The organism is Bacillus sp. FSL R9-9410, assembly GCF_038050385.1.
Taxonomy (GTDB): domain Bacteria; phylum Bacillota; class Bacilli; order Bacillales; family Bacillaceae_G; genus Bacillus_A; species Bacillus_A cereus_U.
On sequence record NZ_JBBOTV010000001.1, the window covers coordinates 2,758,073 to 2,773,608 of the forward strand.

Here is a 15,536-nt window from a genome sequence, read left to right on the forward strand (position 1 = left end):
TTGATCGAAATAACAAGTAGAATTATCCATATTAGCTTGTAAGCTATACTAATTTAGAAGGTGAGTTGGAACTATGGATCTTCACATTTGTGAAGTAACAGCAAATAATTGGCGTTCAGTTGCTGCTTTAGACGTAGCAAAAGACCAGCAGCAGTTTATTGAAAGCAATGCGTTTTCTTTAGCGGAATCATTATATGAAGAGAACGGAACGTCAGTAGGCTTATATGACAAAGAAACACTCGTTGGATACGCAATGTACGGTTGGTATTCCCAAAAACATGAAAGCGTATGGTTAGATCGTTTTATGATTGACCAACAATTTCAAGGAAAAGGATACGCAAAACATTTCCTTCGCTTACTAATTCAATTCTTGCAACAAAAATTCGAATGTAAAATAATTTATTTAAGTTTACATCCTGACAACAAACACGCAATGGGACTATATGAGTCATTTGGCTTCCGTTTAAATGGGGATATTGATGACGAAGGTCCAGTTGTAGGTGTTGTAATGGAATTACTTATAGATGAAAATACAAGCCTGTGAAAACAGGCTTTTTATTATGCATTTATCAATGTTATGTTTTCTATTTTTAGTTTCTTTCCCTTATATACTTCATTTTTGTAATCTAGTATTACCTCATTAAAATGCTCATAAAAAATAAGCCTGCGATTTAAGCAGACTTATTTCACACATTCTTCAAAATGTTCTTGGAACCATTCTTTATTAATATCTCTTCCGATGAAAACTACTTCGCTTACTCGCTCTTCGCCCTCTTGCCACTCTCTATCGTACGAAGCAGCAAATAACGTATGCACACCTTGGAAAACAATACGTTTATCTACTCCATCAATAGATAAAATTCCTTTGTAGCGATATAAATGCTCCCCTAGTTCCTGAACGACAGCTGACATCCACTCATTCAATTTTTGTAAATCTAACGGACGTTCTTCACGTAGTACAAACGATTTTACACCTTCTAGATGGTTATGTTCTGTATGAGGGTAAATTTGCAGCGTATCTTTCGTTTTAAACGTTTGAATTTGTAATAACGATGGAATATCTACCTCACAGTTAGTCGCCTCGATTAACTTTGCAGTCGGGTTAATTCCTTGAAGTTCATGCAAGAGATTTTCTTTCTCATTTTCTTCAATTAAATCTAATTTATTAACTAACACAACATCAGCAAAGGCAATTTGTTCTTTTGCTTCTAGTCCCTTTTCAAAATGTTTATGTATATGATAGCTATCTACAACTGTTACAACACCGTTAATTTGGTATGCAGATTGAATAACTGGATCTAAAAAGAAAGTTTGAATAATCGGACCTGGATTTGCAAGACCTGTTGTTTCAATTACTAATCCATCAAAGTCCATTTTCCCTTCTGCTTTCACATCCAGTAATTGTTTTAAAGCAACAAGTAAATCTTCACGCACAGTACAGCATAAACAACCGTTTGTCATTTCCATAATTTCTTCTTCAACATTCATAATCAATTGATTATCAATACCAATTTGCCCGATTTCATTTACAATCACCGCTAATTTCTTACCGTGATTTTCTGATAAAATACGATTTAATAAAGTCGTTTTCCCTGACCCAAGAAAACCAGTTAATATTGTTACTGGAATCATCCCTTACATCTCCTTATAGCTCTATGTTTCTACATTATAGCATATAGAAAAAATCGTTTTTGTAGCAAAACATATTTATTGTATGTACGACCCTGTAACTATATAATAATACGTAGTAAGAAAGCCTTTTTAAAAATATTATTCATTCATATAGGGGGTACTTATAGTGGAACGAGTTCAAATGGCCGAAACGCTAGAATTTTCTCGTATTATTCAAGGTTTTTGGCGTTTAGCAGAATGGAATATGACAAAGCAAGAGTTACTTTCTTTTATTGAAGACTGTATGGATTTGGGGATTACTACTTTCGATCACGCTGATATTTATGGTGGGTATACGTGTGAAGGATTGTTTGGAGAAGCGTTACAATTAAAGCCTTCCTTACGCGAAAATATGCAAATCATCACTAAATGTGGAATCGCTCCCCCATCACCTAAATTTCCAGAGCGATATGTTGCTCACTACAATACGAGTGCTGAACATATAATAAAAAGCGCGGAAGATTCATTACAAAACTTACATACAGATTATATTGATGTATTGCTCATCCATCGTCCAGATCCATTTATGGATCCAACTGAAGTGGCAGAAGCGTTCTCACGCTTAAAGCAAGAAGGCAAAGTTCGCCACTTCGGTGTATCTAACTTTTTACCTTCACAATTTAATATGTTAAGTTCGTATTTAGATTTCCCGCTCATTACAAATCAAATTGAAGTATCTGCGATGCAAATGGAGCATTTTGAAAAAGGTACGATTGATTTATGCCAAGAAAAACGAATCAATCCAATGATTTGGTCACCTCTTGCTGGTGGTGAAATCTTTACTGGTCAATCAGAACGCGCCATACGTGTACGTGAAACTTTACAAAAAGTTGCTACTGAACTAGGTGTTACTAGCATCGATACTGTTATGTATGCATGGTTACTCGCTCATCCAGCTAACATGATGCCAATCGTTGGCTCTGGTAAATTAGATCGTGTGAAAACAGCCGCTCTTGCTACAAAAGTTGACTTAGACCGCCAACAATGGTTTACAATTTTCGAAAGCTCTAATGGACATCCTGTACCATAACACACACAAAGAAGAGCTGTTTCTTTACAGCTCTTCTTTTTCATATGTATTTCTCGTCATTGCAAATACACACATATCTCTTAATCCATTTTCATCTACCGCAACACTCGCACTTTCTAAAGTACCCTCTAATTTAAAGCCTAATTTCTCAGGTATCGCTCTACTCTTCTTATTTAGAGAATCGCATCGAATTTCTACGCGGTTTGCTTTCAGTTCAGTGAAAGCATAATCTGTTATACCTTTTGCAGCCTCTACCATATAGCCCTTTCCACTAAATCTTGAATCAACCCAATACCCGATTTCAAATTGAGGTATATCCCAATTAATACGATGTAATCCGGCAGATGCAATAAACTCGCCAGTTTCTTTCGAAAACACTAGTAATCTCAAATCTTCTCGCTGCAAAAATTGAATATGCGATTTTCTAATACTCTCTTCCACTTCTTCCTCTGTTTGCTCTTTTTGTGCAAAAACCATCCAAGGCCTTAATTCTTTCTTTGAAGCTTGAATCGCTTCATATACAACCTTACCGTCACCTGGTTTTGGCATTCGAATTAAAAGCCTTTCGGTATAAAATTCAGAAGGAAAATCGAATAATAATGGATTCAAATTAAACACTCCCCATAATTCTTTTGTATTTAATAATATCCATCTCAAGGTAGACAGTAAAGAACTTTCTGAATTTTATACTTTCGAATCATTTACCTCTACCGCCACACGCACTCCGGATTCAATCGCACCTTGAATCCATCCGTGATACAGCGTTGTATGATCACCAGCGAAATATATTCTCCCCTCAGGTTTTACAATGACTGGCTGTAATTCAGATTCTTGGCCAGCTTGAAATAGTGCAAACCCTCCAAGCGCATATGGATCTAATGTCCAACTCTTTGATATTCCAGACATGAACTCATCATATACTTGACCACCTAATATCGTTGCTAAATTTTGTAATGTGTAATAGATACGATCCCCTTTTGATAAACCATCCCATAGTAATGCATCGTATGACCACGTATAACTCCCAAGCATAATGGCTGGTCCTTTTGAACTGATTCCATGACTTGGATAATACGCATAACGTATAGGAAGATCTGTTATAATTCTCCCACCTAATTGCCCTTGTTCCTCCCAAAAACGACTTTTAAATTGAATCCCTATTTTTGTAGCCGGCATATAATGCAATTCGCGAATTGTTTTCCACTTCGCATGAGATATCGAATCAAATGGATCTACTTCTACAAATCGCATTGTTGAAAAAGGAATTGTAACAATAACTAAATCGCCAGTTATACTACTATACTCAAAAGTTTCCTCATTTCGGTAATAGGCTGTTACACCATTGGCTTGTTGATGAAGCTTCATTAATTTTTGATTATATATAATATTTTCTTCTAATTGTGGTAAAAAAGACTTTGGTAATCTATCATTCCCACCTATTATTTCGCAAAATCCACTTTCCTCTTGCATAATATATAAAAATCTTAATGTCTCAACGAATGACCTTTCCAAAAAACCTTCTAAATCTAATAGAACACCAATCATCTCGATCGTTACCGGTGAAAAATACGTATTATATTGATAAGGATGATACTTTAAAAATTGACCTGTAGAGTATCTCCCAAAATCCTTTACTACAATATCCCAATTTTTTTCTGGATTTTTTTTAATAAAATTTATAATTGGCTGTACTGCTAATAATAATAATTCTTCAGATGTTTTCCCAACTTCATTCATTTCAACGGGATATCTTAAAATACTTGGATCTTTTTCGTATTGTTGCAATGTCGTTTTTCGGCCATTAACATATATAATATCTGTTTCATTCCGATTCATAAAAGGACTCACCTGGAGCCCGAATTTTCTTATATAAGCCATCGTCAATGTGTGCGAATATGGTATTCTCATCGCTCCAACATCTAGATATAATCCGGTATCTTCCATTCTAACCGTCTCTATCCGGCCCCCTACACGGTTGTTTGCTTCAAAAATCTTCACTTGATGTCCTGCAGCCTTTAATAAAGATGCCGAAACTAATCCCGCCATACCAGCCCCTACTACAATAATTTGTTTCGGGCGTGTCGTCTTCTTCAATCCTTTATCTATAACTTTTAACGTTTCATCCATCTCAGTGTTAAACATTATATCTTTCTGCACAATTCCACCCCTTACTTCATAAAATATGCATTAGTGGTTTAGTGCATTTTATTCATAAGTTCCTATAAACATAACACCATAGCAATTGGAATATTCACTAAAAATACATAAGGTATAGCTCTCGCATCTCCCCATGCTTCATATAATAAGGAAACGGTAAGGAAGGAGTTAGATAAATGAAACATACTTATGACTACCATGCTACAAAAAAGCATTTGGAATTAAAGAAACAACACCTATGCAAAAAACTTAGTAATATGAAATTATCTAATAAAGAACGTGAACAAATAAAACTCGAGATCGATAACTACGAATATATATTAAACTTAGTCGAAATGAATCATTATGAACGAGGATTCTCTCGTTAAAAGCGGATATAATATCACCCTCTTTTTTGTGTGAGCATTTCACTACGCATTTTTCGTAAGTAAATATATAATAGAATGTACATTAAGATTGAGAGGTATATTCTATGATCAAATTAAGTGTATTAGACCAATCACCTATTTCAGATGGTAGCACAGCAACCCAAGCTATTTCACATACAGTTACGCTTGCACAAGAAGTTGAAAAACTAGGATTCACACGTTTTTGGGTATCCGAGCACCATAATTCAGTTAGCTTAGCTGGTTCAAGTCCAGAAATACTCATTTCACATATTGCCGCGAAAACTGATCGTATTAGAGTTGGTTCTGGTGGTGTTATGCTGCCACATTATAGTCCATATAAAGTTGCCGAGAATTTCCGCGTTCTAGAAGCACTTTATAGGGGCCGCATCGACCTTGGTGTCGGGAGAGCACCTGGTGGTATGCCGATAGCAACTCGTGCACTTCAAGAAGGTAAAATGGTCTCACTTGATCAATATCCAGAACAAATTGCAAATGTTGCTATGTACTTACATGATCAAGTACCAGAAAATCATCATTATGCAAACTTAAAGGCTACTCCAGTTATCACAACATCTCCTGAAATGTGGATGCTCGGTTCTAGCGGAGAAAGTGCAATGATTGCCGCAAAACAAGGCGCTTCTTTTGCATTTGCACAGTTCATTAACGGATACGGTGGCCCTGAAGTAATGAAAGCTTATCACGAACAATTCCAACCTTCCTATTTAGGTGATAAACCAAAATCAATCGTATCTATTTTTGTTATTTGCGGAGAAACAAATGAAGAAGCGGAGAAGATTGCATCAAGCCTTGATTTATCGATTTTACTATTAGAACAAGGAAAACGGACTACTGGTACTCCTTCTATTGAAACTGCTCAAAATTATTCGTATAGTACTTATGATCTATTCCGTATAAAAGAAAATCGTCAACGTATGATCGTCGGTGATCCGTCTTCTGTGAAAGAAAAAATATTAAACTTAAGCAAAGCGTATAATACTGAAGAGTTTATGATTGTCACAATCACTCATCAATTTGAAGATAAATTAAACTCTTATCGCCTATTGGCAGACGCTTTTAATTTATAATAGCGAAAGGGAGATACATCACATATGATGCATCTCCCTTTCTTACTACCAATCAATTGTTTTTGCTTCCTATATATTCAATAGCTTCTTTTAATAACTCATCAAAATTATGAGGATAATCATGATTTAAGTTAGGCACAACTTTATACTTATGTTCTATGTTTTTATCCTTTAATAACTGTACAAATTGCTGTGTACCTTCAAAACAATCTTCATCTTGATTCCCGCATATTATATATCCTTTTATGCTTTTATCATGTAATATTCCAATCATTTCTTCCCATTCTTCCATTTTCGGGAGCCAAGGTGCCACAAAAATAAAACCGTTCACTTCTATTTCACCTTGTAACATGGAATGTAACGCTACTCTTGCCCCAGCAGAAAAGCCACCAATAATAATATTTTCAAATGTATTATTCAATATAATCTTATTGTAATGTCCTTTTAACTCTTCTCTTCCTCTTTCGACATTATCCCAAACATATCCATCTGAAAATTGAATTTGGGAAGATTGAGGCAACGCTAGCATAAAACCTTGTTCCATTACAGAGTTCCAATATGGTTCTATTATTTGTATATTTTCTTGATCCCCATGCAGCGTTATTAATAGATTTTCATTTTGTTTGCTGTATGTATATTTCACGTCTGCTTGTTCCGATTTCTTTGCTAATTCTTCTCTTTCTTTACATAATTGAACCATTCTATGAAACTCTTCAAATTTATGTAGTGGTTTTAAATCATCATCGGAAATTAAATACTCACTTCCGTACCAAAATCCATTTTCTATAATTGCTTTCTTCATTAAATGCAACGCTTCTTCTTCAAGTCCTGCTGCACTTGCTAATGCATATTTAAAATTATATATTTGCGCTTCATTACCCATTACATCTTTAGCGTTTTTCATTATGTAAGAATACGCCTCAAAACTTCCTTTATTTGCATAACAATGTAACGTTTCATTTAATAACTTAATATAAGTCATACTATTTTTCATATAGAAATTCCCCCGTAACCTTTTATAATAATTGTTTCTCCAATATTCCTATCATTCTAGGGTCACGGTATAAGTAGGTGAATTCTACAATTCAACTTAACAATACCTGATTCTCAAAATGATATTTAATAATTAATGTATGTATACGCATAATACACCACTCCTTCCTATCCACTAGTTGTAGTATAAAGTTAAATAGACTGAAAAATCAATGTTTTGTCAACAAAAAAAGACAACAATAATATTATTGTTGTTCTCATAACATCTGCCCACTATTCTTTTTTTTCTTATCTGGTTTACTTGAAACTAGATAATGCTTTTCTGAAATATATAAGTTTCTTTTTAATATACGATTTAAATATGGTCCTAGCTTCACTCCGCATATGAGGCGATCTTCACTATCTTCAACAATTGGGAACATTTCTTTTTCTGTTACATATTGATCTACGGCCTTTTGTACGATATCAATTTCTTTAACTAGGTTTAAATTTTCTTCTGTATGTTCAAATACTTCAAGCGTTTCCTTCGTTATCAGAAAAAAATTTGTTGGAAATGCAGGTAAATATGGCTTTAACAAATCATAATTTACTGTGTAATCATCATTTACTAAGACTGTATAAACGATATTAGCATTTGTTTCTAGAAACTTAGCCATCGCTTGTTCTAATTCGTCTTTCGTAATTTCCCTATCTTCTTTTCCAGTTCTGAAAAAGCGAAACATCGTATCGCCTCCTTTTTACTATATTATAGCATAAAAGAAAACTGAAAAATTATAAAAAACTCTATTGAAAGAATTTTTCGATAGAGTTTTTTAAAAATCAATTTATGTTTATTTTAAGAATGCACTTAACATCCATACATGTTGTTCTAATGTCGTATGAATTGCTAATAGCATATCAGCTGACGTTTCATCACCAGCTTCACCAGCTACTTCCATACCTTCTTTTAATTCTTGAATAAGTGCAGAAAAATCGTTTACTAAAGTTTGTACCATTTCTTCTGCAGACTCTTTGCTTGTCCCTTCGATTACAGTTGAAGTTGCTAAATACTCTTTCATTGTCGCTAACGGTTTTCCTTCTAACGCTAAAATACGCTCTGCTAACTCATCAATGTACGTTCCTGCTTCATTATAAAACTCTTCAAATTTCTCATGTAATGTAAAGAAGTGTGGTCCTGTCACATACCAATGATAATTATGCAGTTTCACATATAATACATTCCAGTTTGCTACCTGCTTGTTTAATACTTCAACAACATTTGTTTTCGTACTCATACAATCCACTCCTCTTATCATGTTACTATCTTTTAATAACCTAACTTCATTTTACCATACATTCCCTATTCTTCCGAATGAACAGCTTATATGTAATAAAGTTTTAACAACCTTAATATTTCCCTAATATCATATAATTCATGTATCCTTTCAACTACTTCATATGTCTAATTGTCCAAGCTCACACATATGCATAATAGTAAGTCAAGCTCATCATAGAAGAAAGAGGGATAACATGGACAATCAACAATGGCAAGTAGCAAAGAAAGTCGCTGCTACTTATATCGGAACGGTCGTTGGAGCTGGATTTGCTACTGGGCGAGAAATTGTTGAATTTTTTACAGTTAACGGATTGTATGGGACCATTGGCATATGTATAAGTGGATTTTTTTTTATTTGGCTCGGTACAAAAATGATGTTACTTTCATCACAAATCGGGGCATTTTCAGCGCAAGAATTTAATAAATATTTATTTGGGGATGTATTTGGAAATGTCGTAAATACTTTATTATTACTCGTATTATTTGGCGTAACTAGCGTTATGTTATCAGGAGCCGGGGCAGTATTTGAAGAACAACTCCGTCTCCCGAGACAACTTGGTATTTTCATCACAGTCATCGCCTGCCTCATTATTGGAAGCCGGGGATTACAAGGTGTTTTTGAAGTGAATACACTTGTCGTACCTATTATGATGATTTTTATTATCGGACTTGCTATTACAACCTTTATTCATGGTACAACTCCTATTATTGAAACTGTTCCTACCGAAAGTTGGAATATGAAATGGATTACTAGCCCTATTACATATGTCGCATTAAATCTTTCTCTCGCCCAAAGTGTTCTCGTCCCATTGGCCAGTGAAGTAAAAGATCGAAAAGCTATTTTATGGGGTGGCATTTTAGGAGGCGCGGGGCTTTGCTTTATTTTATTATGTAGCCATTTAGCAATGTTATCAGTTGATCAATTTTATCAATATAACATCCCAATGGCTGAAGTTGTAAGAAGGTTTAATGCAACTTTCCATTTTTTCTTTGTTCTTATCATTTTTGGTGAAGTATTCACAACATTAGTTGGGAATATATTCGGAATGACAAAACAAATGCAATCCATTACCGGATGGAAAAGTAATAACATTATTTACTTCATATTACTAATTAGTTATTGCTTTAGTTTCATCGGATATAGTGAATTACTTCATATTTTATACCCTATTATCGGTTGGGTGAGCATCATTTTACTACCGATTATTGCCTTTAAACAACTTCAAAAAACATGAAAAAACATCCGTATATACGGATGTTTTTTCATGTTCATTCACAGTCTTCACATACTTCCCAGTACGGCCCCATTTCTACTGCAAGGTATGGCTTTAATTGCAAACGAATCATTCGACTTGGCATGCGTTCTAATACGAATTGAATGCCTTCTTCCTCTTCATCTAACTCAACTTTTGAAATAGCAATTCTTTGCATAGTAGTAATAGGGCTTCCATCTTTATATAAAGTGATTTTCACCTCATCATACTCATTAAAATACAATTCAACATTCATTTTCTTTTTTAACATTTCATCAACAATTTCATAATTATCATTTTGTTCCTGGATTATATATTTCCAGCCGCCTCTATCCAATTCTATCGGCGCAGCTTGGAATAATGTCATCAAACCCTCGTATAGCATAAGATAACCCCTCTCTTACTAAAAAACGATGAGTATTTTATATACCCTTTATCTCTATCACTATCCATGTTTATTGTACCATATATCACGAATCTTACCGCATTCATTTGCTTTATAAACACATACAAAACATATAGTATTTTCAGTTCATTCTCTATTCACTAGTACGTCCCCCTTACTGATAACTTATCACTTCCCTTATTTCTTTTACACTACTTAAAAAATCCCACAAAAAAGAAGAGTAATTTATATCACTCTCCTCATAAGCCTTTTCCTGTAGCTGCTAATGCTAATACTATAATTAAACTTGCAAATAATAGTGATACAATTAAACTAAAAATCGGTAATATTTTCTTTTCATTCTTCTTAGATAATAACCTTAAACTAAGAATGATATTTAATGGGACAAATATCAAATAAAAATATTTAACGATTTGTAATGAACTATTTGAAAGTGTTTTAAATACGAACACTTCAATTAAAAAAGCAACAAAGAATAAAATACTTAACCAAAACGAGACATAGCTAAGCCAAGAATGTCTTTTCGTTCCCCAATACACTCCCATATTGATCTCCTTTAAACGTAGTCTATAATGTATTAATTATACACCCACTTAACAAATTCCTCTATTTTTCGACAAACATTACATACATTGAACCTCTAATCCGTTTATCAGCTAAAAAGGCTGTCTCTAATAGCACTAATGCTATTTTGAGACAGCCTCCTCTTTTTAAACTTTAAATCTTTCAATTAATCCTTGCAACTCTTCAGCCATTTGAGATAATGTACCAGCTGCGGAACCAATTTCCTCCATCGAAGCTAATTGTTCTTCAGCAGACGCTGCGACACTTTGTGTACTCGTCGCATTATTCTGTGCTGTCATTGCAATTTGCCCTACTGAAATAGATACTTCATTGGCACCTTTTGACATCCCATTAGCCGTTTCAACCATCGTTTTAATTTGATTAGCAATTTCATTTGTAGATTGTAAAATCTCAGCAAAGTTTTGCTTCGTTTCATTTGCAATAACAAGTCCAGATTGAACTTCTTCATTTACATGACCCATAGATTTTACTGTCTTACTCATATCATCTTGTATTTCACATATTAATTTACTAATTTCACTGGAAGATACGCTAGATTGCTCTGCCAATTTACGTACTTCATCTGCAACGATCGCAAATCCTCTTCCGTGCTCGCCAGCTCTTGCAGCTTCAATTGCAGCATTTAAAGCAAGAAGATTTGTTTGATCTGCAATATTTTGGATTACTTCTAATATGTCACCAATTTGCTTTGATTTATTATTTAATAACTGTATAACTGCATCAGATTGTGAAACAGATTCTGCAATAGACTGCATTTGATTTACTGTTTTCCCTACTAGCTTCCCACCATCTTCTGCTTTTTCACGAGTATGAGTAGAAGCTGTATTAATAGATGATGAACTATTTGCTACATGCTGAATTCCTTCTGTTACATCAAACAGTAACATCGCACCATTTTCTACACTTGTTGTTTGCGTCGTTGCCCCACTTGATATTTCATCCATTGCCATTGTAATTTGTTCCGTTGCTTCACTCGCTTGTCTTACACTCGCAGTTAGCTCTTCTGATGCCGCTGCTACATGCCCGGCCGAATCATTAATTCTTCCAATTAACGTTCTTAGTGAATCTGTCATTTCATTAAAACCTTTTGCAAGTTGACCGATTTCATCGTTTGAATGAATTTCAATTGTTTGCGTTAAATCTCCTTCACTTATTTCTTTAGAAGTGGCAACTAATCTCTTTAAAGGTTTTGTAATAGAAAGAGTTACAAAATAAATAAGTGCCCCTCCTACAACTAATGAAATAAGCATAACAATTAACATATTATAAAATACAGGCTGAGCAGCTTCAATTACTTCATTTGAGTACATCGTTCCACCGATTTTCCAACCTGTTTTTAAGTTTGTAGCAAATACCATTTTCTTTTCACTACCATCATACGTGTATGAAAAAGTGCCTTGATTATCTTCGTAAATTCTCTTTGCCCAAGAATCAGCTGCTTTATCTCCTGGTTTTTCTTGAGGATGCGCAATTATTTTTTGTTTTCCATCTAAAATGAAAGTATATCCTTTTTTACCAATATTGATTAACTTTGTTGTTTTCAATAAATTCTCTAAACTTAAATCTACCGCAACAACACCATTTTTATCTTCTGTTTGTTTCGCAATCGTTACGACAATATGTCCATTTCCTTTCGCCTTATACGGTTCAGTGACCACGATTCCACCTTGTTTACTCACTGCATCTTTATACCAAGAACGAGTTGTTGGATCATAATCTGCTGCCATTTGTATATTTGGTTCTTGCACAAACTTCTTATCATTGCCGGCAACATATACTTGTTCAATATCTTTATTTAAATTAATATATTGAGATAATACCTTTCTTAATTCATCTTGATTATCTCCTTGATACATATCACTATGAATCACTCGTGCAAAGTTATTTACTTCGTTAAATTTCGCCTCAATCATTTGATTGATTAAATTATCTAATATTTTTATATTATCGTGAGCACTACTCGTAATTTGTGATTCAAAATTCTTTTTAGCCGTTTGATAAGACATTCCTCCAATAATAGAGACAGCTGCAATTAAAATTATCAAAAATGAAATTAATAGCTTTTTTGCTACTTTTATATCTCGAAACCACCTTAACAGTTTACTCATTATAAACCTCCTACATTTAAATATTAAGTTTTAAAGATAAATAACCGATTATGAATATATCCCATTCCCTATCCTCTATTTTTACAATTCGTTTTTGATAAACACCTTGTAAAGTTTAAACAAATATTCCCCCTTTGTCTATATATATGAATAATATTATTATAAAATTTACAAATACAAAAAACCAAAGGAATATTCCTTTGGTTTTTTACATTTTTTTATGTTGTTTAGAAATCTTCTTCCACTTATCACGCTCAGCTCTTGCGAGAATAGCATCTTGTTTTCTCATAAAATACGCCAATTCTCTTTGCAACTTTTTATAGCTTAGCAAGCGCTCTACGGTTATAATTCCGTTATCTATAGCACTTCGCACTGCGCATCCTGGTTCATTCTCATGCTTACAATCTCGAAAGCGGCAAGTATTTGCAAGATCTTCAATATCAGAAAATGTAGTTTGAATTGCCGCGCTTCCTTCCCAAAGCTGAAGTTCCCTCATACCAGGAGTATCAATTACTAAACCGCCACTCGGTAATTGGAACAATTCACGGTGAGTTGTCGTATGTCTTCCTTTACTATCTTCTTCACGTATATCTCCGGTTTTTGCTACATCTGTTCCTATTAATGCATTTAACAAAGTAGATTTCCCTGCACCTGAAGATCCAACTAAAGCAACTGTTTTTCCTGGTGAAACAAATTGTTGCAATGATTCTATTCCGACGTACACTAAGCTATCAACAACAAATATCGGAACACCGATTGCTACTGCTTCAGTTTCTGCAATTTTCTGTTCCACATCTTCACATAAACTACTCTTCGTTAAAACAATAACAGGCATTGCACCACTCTCATAAGCCAATAGCAAATAACGTTCCATCCTTCTTACGTTGAAATCATGGTTAAGAGCATTCACTAAAAATAGATAATCTACATTTGCTGCAATAATTTGTTCTTCAGTTCTGTTACCAGCTTCTTGTCTTGAAAAAGAACTTCTTCTTGGAAAAATACGGTGAATAATTGCCTTTTTCTCGTTTTCTATTTTCTTTATATACACCCAATCACCAACTGCCGGATAATCCCCTTTCGTTAACGCTTCATGACGAAACTTTCCAGACAGTTCCGCTACATATTCACCATCATTACAAATAATCCGATATATATGCTTATGCTCAAGTAAAATACGGCCTACTTCATAGTTCTCTACAGCTTGTTCCTCAAAAAAAGAATCCCACCCGAACGATTCTAAAATATTTTGATTCAAATTGATATCCTCCCTAGCTTGAACTTAGTGGAAGGATTGTGCGCTCACTTATAGAGTATCGCCCTTTCCGTCCACCTTGGTATTTGGTTTATTATTCATATAAGTCAATTTCACCATAATACATCACCCCGTTCTAAATTTTATTACTCTCATTATATGGAATATCTCATTAAAAAGCTACCTTATTTAATGTAATTTTCAAATAATTTATCTTTTAGCATTTTAATTTGTCCACGATGACTAATTTCATCTTCTAGCACATGAAACCAAAGGTAGTATTGGTTATACACTACACCGTTAGGCCACTTCCTTTCTGACATTAGCCATTCATCATCCCGTTGTCTCAAATACTCTAATGTTTCTTCTCGAACTTTCTGTAAAAGTTGTTCATAATACTGTATTTCACAAACACGAATAGATCTCCCCGCTTCTCCTAAATACAGTGCATCTTCCCATATTTCTAATTCTTCTTTTGTAAAGTCACGATTTTGAAATGAAATAAGCTGATGGACTTTTTCTATAGCTGCTATATGCTTTAGTAAAGCGCCAATTGAATTTCCACCACTTGGCATAATTAAATCTAATTGCTCAACTGATAGACTTTCTATTTCCTGTAATGTTACCGCCCTCGTATGCTCCAGCATACTTACTAATTCACCTATATTTTTTGTATAACCATCTACACTTTTTACTCGATAATCTATATTCATATCACGCACCCCTTTCTGCATTCATATTATTGTAAAAGTTGTTCATATAATAGACTGAAATATATCTAAATTTTCTGTTATAATCAAATTGAATAAGGAATATACCCAAATAAACTTTCTCAATATGCTTATATGAAATATTAAAAGGAATCAATATGTAAAAATCGAATCTTATTCACTAAAAGGAGTGGATTCGATGGAAATGTATCAATGGCTAACTGCTGTTCTCGTTGGTGGCATTACTGGCTTCGTTTCCCATCTGATCAATAACCAAGGCAAGTTATTGCTTCCACGCCGTCTAAAAACGTTTTTCCACTTTGGGTTTTTAACCGATATATTTACCGGTTGCCTAGCTGCACTGCTTGGACTCGTTTTATTCGATGTCACCACAATAAAAGAAATTATAAAAGTATCCATTGTAACTGCCATTTCAGGTCAAACATTTTTACTTCATCAAGCTTTAGGTGGTGAACAGGCTAAAAATACGCAAATCGGGAAAGCTGATGAGAAAATTCAAGAAATTGACAAACTATTACGACGTTAATCTATACTTTCCTTAAAAATTATTGTTATAAT

At 34.1% G+C, this 15,536-nt stretch carries 17 protein-coding genes; 6 read left to right on the top strand and 11 right to left on the bottom strand.

Translation table 11 applies throughout. From position 1 onward, the window contains the following. Window positions 1-73: 73 nt before the first annotated feature. On the top strand, window positions 74-544 hold the full coding sequence (locus MKX77_RS14355) for a GNAT family N-acetyltransferase (RefSeq protein WP_341307006.1): 471 nt from the start codon (window positions 74-76) through the stop codon (window positions 542-544). 137 nt (window positions 545-681) lie between these two features. Here MKX77_RS14355 and MKX77_RS14360 read toward each other — a convergent pair whose 3' ends face one another. Then, complete coding sequence (locus tag MKX77_RS14360) at window positions 682-1,632, bottom strand: CobW family GTP-binding protein (protein WP_002168586.1); 951 nt, start codon at window positions 1,630-1,632, stop codon at window positions 682-684. A 166-nt stretch (window positions 1,633-1,798) separates the two neighbouring features. Between MKX77_RS14360 and MKX77_RS14365 the strand changes: the two genes are divergently transcribed. Beyond that, the gene (locus tag MKX77_RS14365) at window positions 1,799-2,701 is read left to right on the top strand and encodes an aldo/keto reductase (protein ID WP_341307007.1); all 903 of its coding nucleotides are present in this window, start codon (window positions 1,799-1,801) and stop codon (window positions 2,699-2,701) included. 24 nt (window positions 2,702-2,725) lie between these two features. On the opposite strand, the gene MKX77_RS14370 is transcribed toward MKX77_RS14365, so the two are convergent. Both MKX77_RS14370 and MKX77_RS14375 read right to left on the bottom strand, forming a co-directional pair. Continuing rightward, window positions 2,726-3,310, bottom strand: coding sequence for a GNAT family N-acetyltransferase (locus tag MKX77_RS14370; RefSeq protein ID WP_341307008.1), 585 nt, complete (start codon window positions 3,308-3,310; stop codon window positions 2,726-2,728). 75 nt (window positions 3,311-3,385) lie between these two features. After that, a complete protein-coding gene (locus MKX77_RS14375) occupies window positions 3,386-4,858 on the bottom strand; it encodes a flavin monoamine oxidase family protein (protein ID WP_341307009.1) in 1,473 nt (490 codons plus the stop codon). A gap of 176 nt (window positions 4,859-5,034) precedes the next feature. Here MKX77_RS14375 and MKX77_RS14380 point away from each other — a divergent pair, with 176 nt between their 5' ends. Beyond that, complete coding sequence (locus MKX77_RS14380; protein ID WP_016104605.1) at window positions 5,035-5,226, top strand: DUF3896 family protein; 192 nt, start codon at window positions 5,035-5,037, stop codon at window positions 5,224-5,226. A 104-nt stretch (window positions 5,227-5,330) separates the two neighbouring features. Further along, complete coding sequence (locus MKX77_RS14385; protein ID WP_341307010.1) at window positions 5,331-6,332, top strand: LLM class flavin-dependent oxidoreductase; 1,002 nt, start codon at window positions 5,331-5,333, stop codon at window positions 6,330-6,332. A gap of 52 nt (window positions 6,333-6,384) precedes the next feature. Here the strand turns inward: MKX77_RS14385 and MKX77_RS14390 are convergent, their stop codons facing one another. From MKX77_RS14390 to MKX77_RS14400, 3 genes are all read right to left on the bottom strand, one after another. After that, a complete protein-coding gene (locus tag MKX77_RS14390) occupies window positions 6,385-7,326 on the bottom strand; it encodes an alpha/beta hydrolase (RefSeq protein ID WP_341307011.1) in 942 nt (313 codons plus the stop codon). A 256-nt stretch (window positions 7,327-7,582) separates the two neighbouring features. Beyond that, the gene (locus MKX77_RS14395; protein WP_000488199.1) at window positions 7,583-8,047 is read right to left on the bottom strand and encodes a DUF3939 domain-containing protein; all 465 of its coding nucleotides are present in this window, start codon (window positions 8,045-8,047) and stop codon (window positions 7,583-7,585) included. A gap of 108 nt (window positions 8,048-8,155) precedes the next feature. After that, complete coding sequence (locus tag MKX77_RS14400) at window positions 8,156-8,599, bottom strand: Dps family protein (protein ID WP_002200786.1); 444 nt, start codon at window positions 8,597-8,599, stop codon at window positions 8,156-8,158. Between the two features lie 235 nt (window positions 8,600-8,834). Between MKX77_RS14400 and MKX77_RS14405 the strand changes: the two genes are divergently transcribed. Continuing rightward, on the top strand, window positions 8,835-9,875 hold the full coding sequence (locus MKX77_RS14405) for a YkvI family membrane protein (protein ID WP_215556082.1): 1,041 nt from the start codon (window positions 8,835-8,837) through the stop codon (window positions 9,873-9,875). A 34-nt stretch (window positions 9,876-9,909) separates the two neighbouring features. Here MKX77_RS14405 and MKX77_RS14410 read toward each other — a convergent pair whose 3' ends face one another. The 5 genes from MKX77_RS14410 to MKX77_RS14430 form a co-directional block, all read right to left on the bottom strand. Continuing rightward, window positions 9,910-10,278, bottom strand: coding sequence for a DUF3979 family protein (locus tag MKX77_RS14410; RefSeq protein WP_199671645.1), 369 nt, complete (start codon window positions 10,276-10,278; stop codon window positions 9,910-9,912). A 260-nt stretch (window positions 10,279-10,538) separates the two neighbouring features. After that, a complete protein-coding gene (locus MKX77_RS14415; protein ID WP_341307012.1) occupies window positions 10,539-10,844 on the bottom strand; it encodes a hypothetical protein in 306 nt (101 codons plus the stop codon). A gap of 165 nt (window positions 10,845-11,009) precedes the next feature. After that, window positions 11,010-12,992: a methyl-accepting chemotaxis protein gene (locus MKX77_RS14420; RefSeq protein ID WP_341307013.1), complete on the bottom strand. Its 1,983-nt coding sequence runs from the start codon at window positions 12,990-12,992 to the stop codon at window positions 11,010-11,012. A 208-nt stretch (window positions 12,993-13,200) separates the two neighbouring features. After that, the gene (rsgA, locus tag MKX77_RS14425) at window positions 13,201-14,250 is read right to left on the bottom strand and encodes a ribosome small subunit-dependent GTPase A (protein WP_341307014.1); all 1,050 of its coding nucleotides are present in this window, start codon (window positions 14,248-14,250) and stop codon (window positions 13,201-13,203) included. Window positions 14,251-14,432: 182 nt separating this feature from the next. Further along, window positions 14,433-14,960, bottom strand: coding sequence for a DinB family protein (locus tag MKX77_RS14430; RefSeq protein WP_341307015.1), 528 nt, complete (start codon window positions 14,958-14,960; stop codon window positions 14,433-14,435). 196 nt (window positions 14,961-15,156) lie between these two features. Here MKX77_RS14430 and MKX77_RS14435 point away from each other — a divergent pair, with 196 nt between their 5' ends. Then, the gene (locus tag MKX77_RS14435; RefSeq protein WP_098775991.1) at window positions 15,157-15,504 is read left to right on the top strand and encodes a DUF4257 domain-containing protein; all 348 of its coding nucleotides are present in this window, start codon (window positions 15,157-15,159) and stop codon (window positions 15,502-15,504) included. Window positions 15,505-15,536: the final 32 nt, after the last annotated feature.

Coding starts and splice junctions, on each gene's coding strand:
- MKX77_RS14355 (WP_341307006.1), top strand. CDS start 74: ATGGATCTTCACATTTGTGAAGTAACAGCAAATAATTGGCGTTCAGTT.
- MKX77_RS14360 (WP_002168586.1), bottom strand. CDS start 1,632: ATGATTCCAGTAACAATATTAACTGGTTTTCTTGGGTCAGGGAAAACG.
- MKX77_RS14380 (WP_016104605.1), top strand. CDS start 5,035: ATGAAACATACTTATGACTACCATGCTACAAAAAAGCATTTGGAATTA.
- MKX77_RS14385 (WP_341307010.1), top strand. CDS start 5,331: ATGATCAAATTAAGTGTATTAGACCAATCACCTATTTCAGATGGTAGC.
- MKX77_RS14390 (WP_341307011.1), bottom strand. CDS start 7,326: ATGAAAAATAGTATGACTTATATTAAGTTATTAAATGAAACGTTACAT.
- MKX77_RS14395 (WP_000488199.1), bottom strand. CDS start 8,047: ATGTTTCGCTTTTTCAGAACTGGAAAAGAAGATAGGGAAATTACGAAA.
- MKX77_RS14400 (WP_002200786.1), bottom strand. CDS start 8,599: ATGAGTACGAAAACAAATGTTGTTGAAGTATTAAACAAGCAGGTAGCA.
- MKX77_RS14405 (WP_215556082.1), top strand. CDS start 8,835: ATGGACAATCAACAATGGCAAGTAGCAAAGAAAGTCGCTGCTACTTAT.
- MKX77_RS14410 (WP_199671645.1), bottom strand. CDS start 10,278: ATGCTATACGAGGGTTTGATGACATTATTCCAAGCTGCGCCGATAGAA.
- MKX77_RS14415 (WP_341307012.1), bottom strand. CDS start 10,844: ATGGGAGTGTATTGGGGAACGAAAAGACATTCTTGGCTTAGCTATGTC.
- MKX77_RS14420 (WP_341307013.1), bottom strand. CDS start 12,992: ATGAGTAAACTGTTAAGGTGGTTTCGAGATATAAAAGTAGCAAAAAAG.
- MKX77_RS14430 (WP_341307015.1), bottom strand. CDS start 14,960: ATGAATATAGATTATCGAGTAAAAAGTGTAGATGGTTATACAAAAAAT.
- MKX77_RS14435 (WP_098775991.1), top strand. CDS start 15,157: ATGGAAATGTATCAATGGCTAACTGCTGTTCTCGTTGGTGGCATTACT.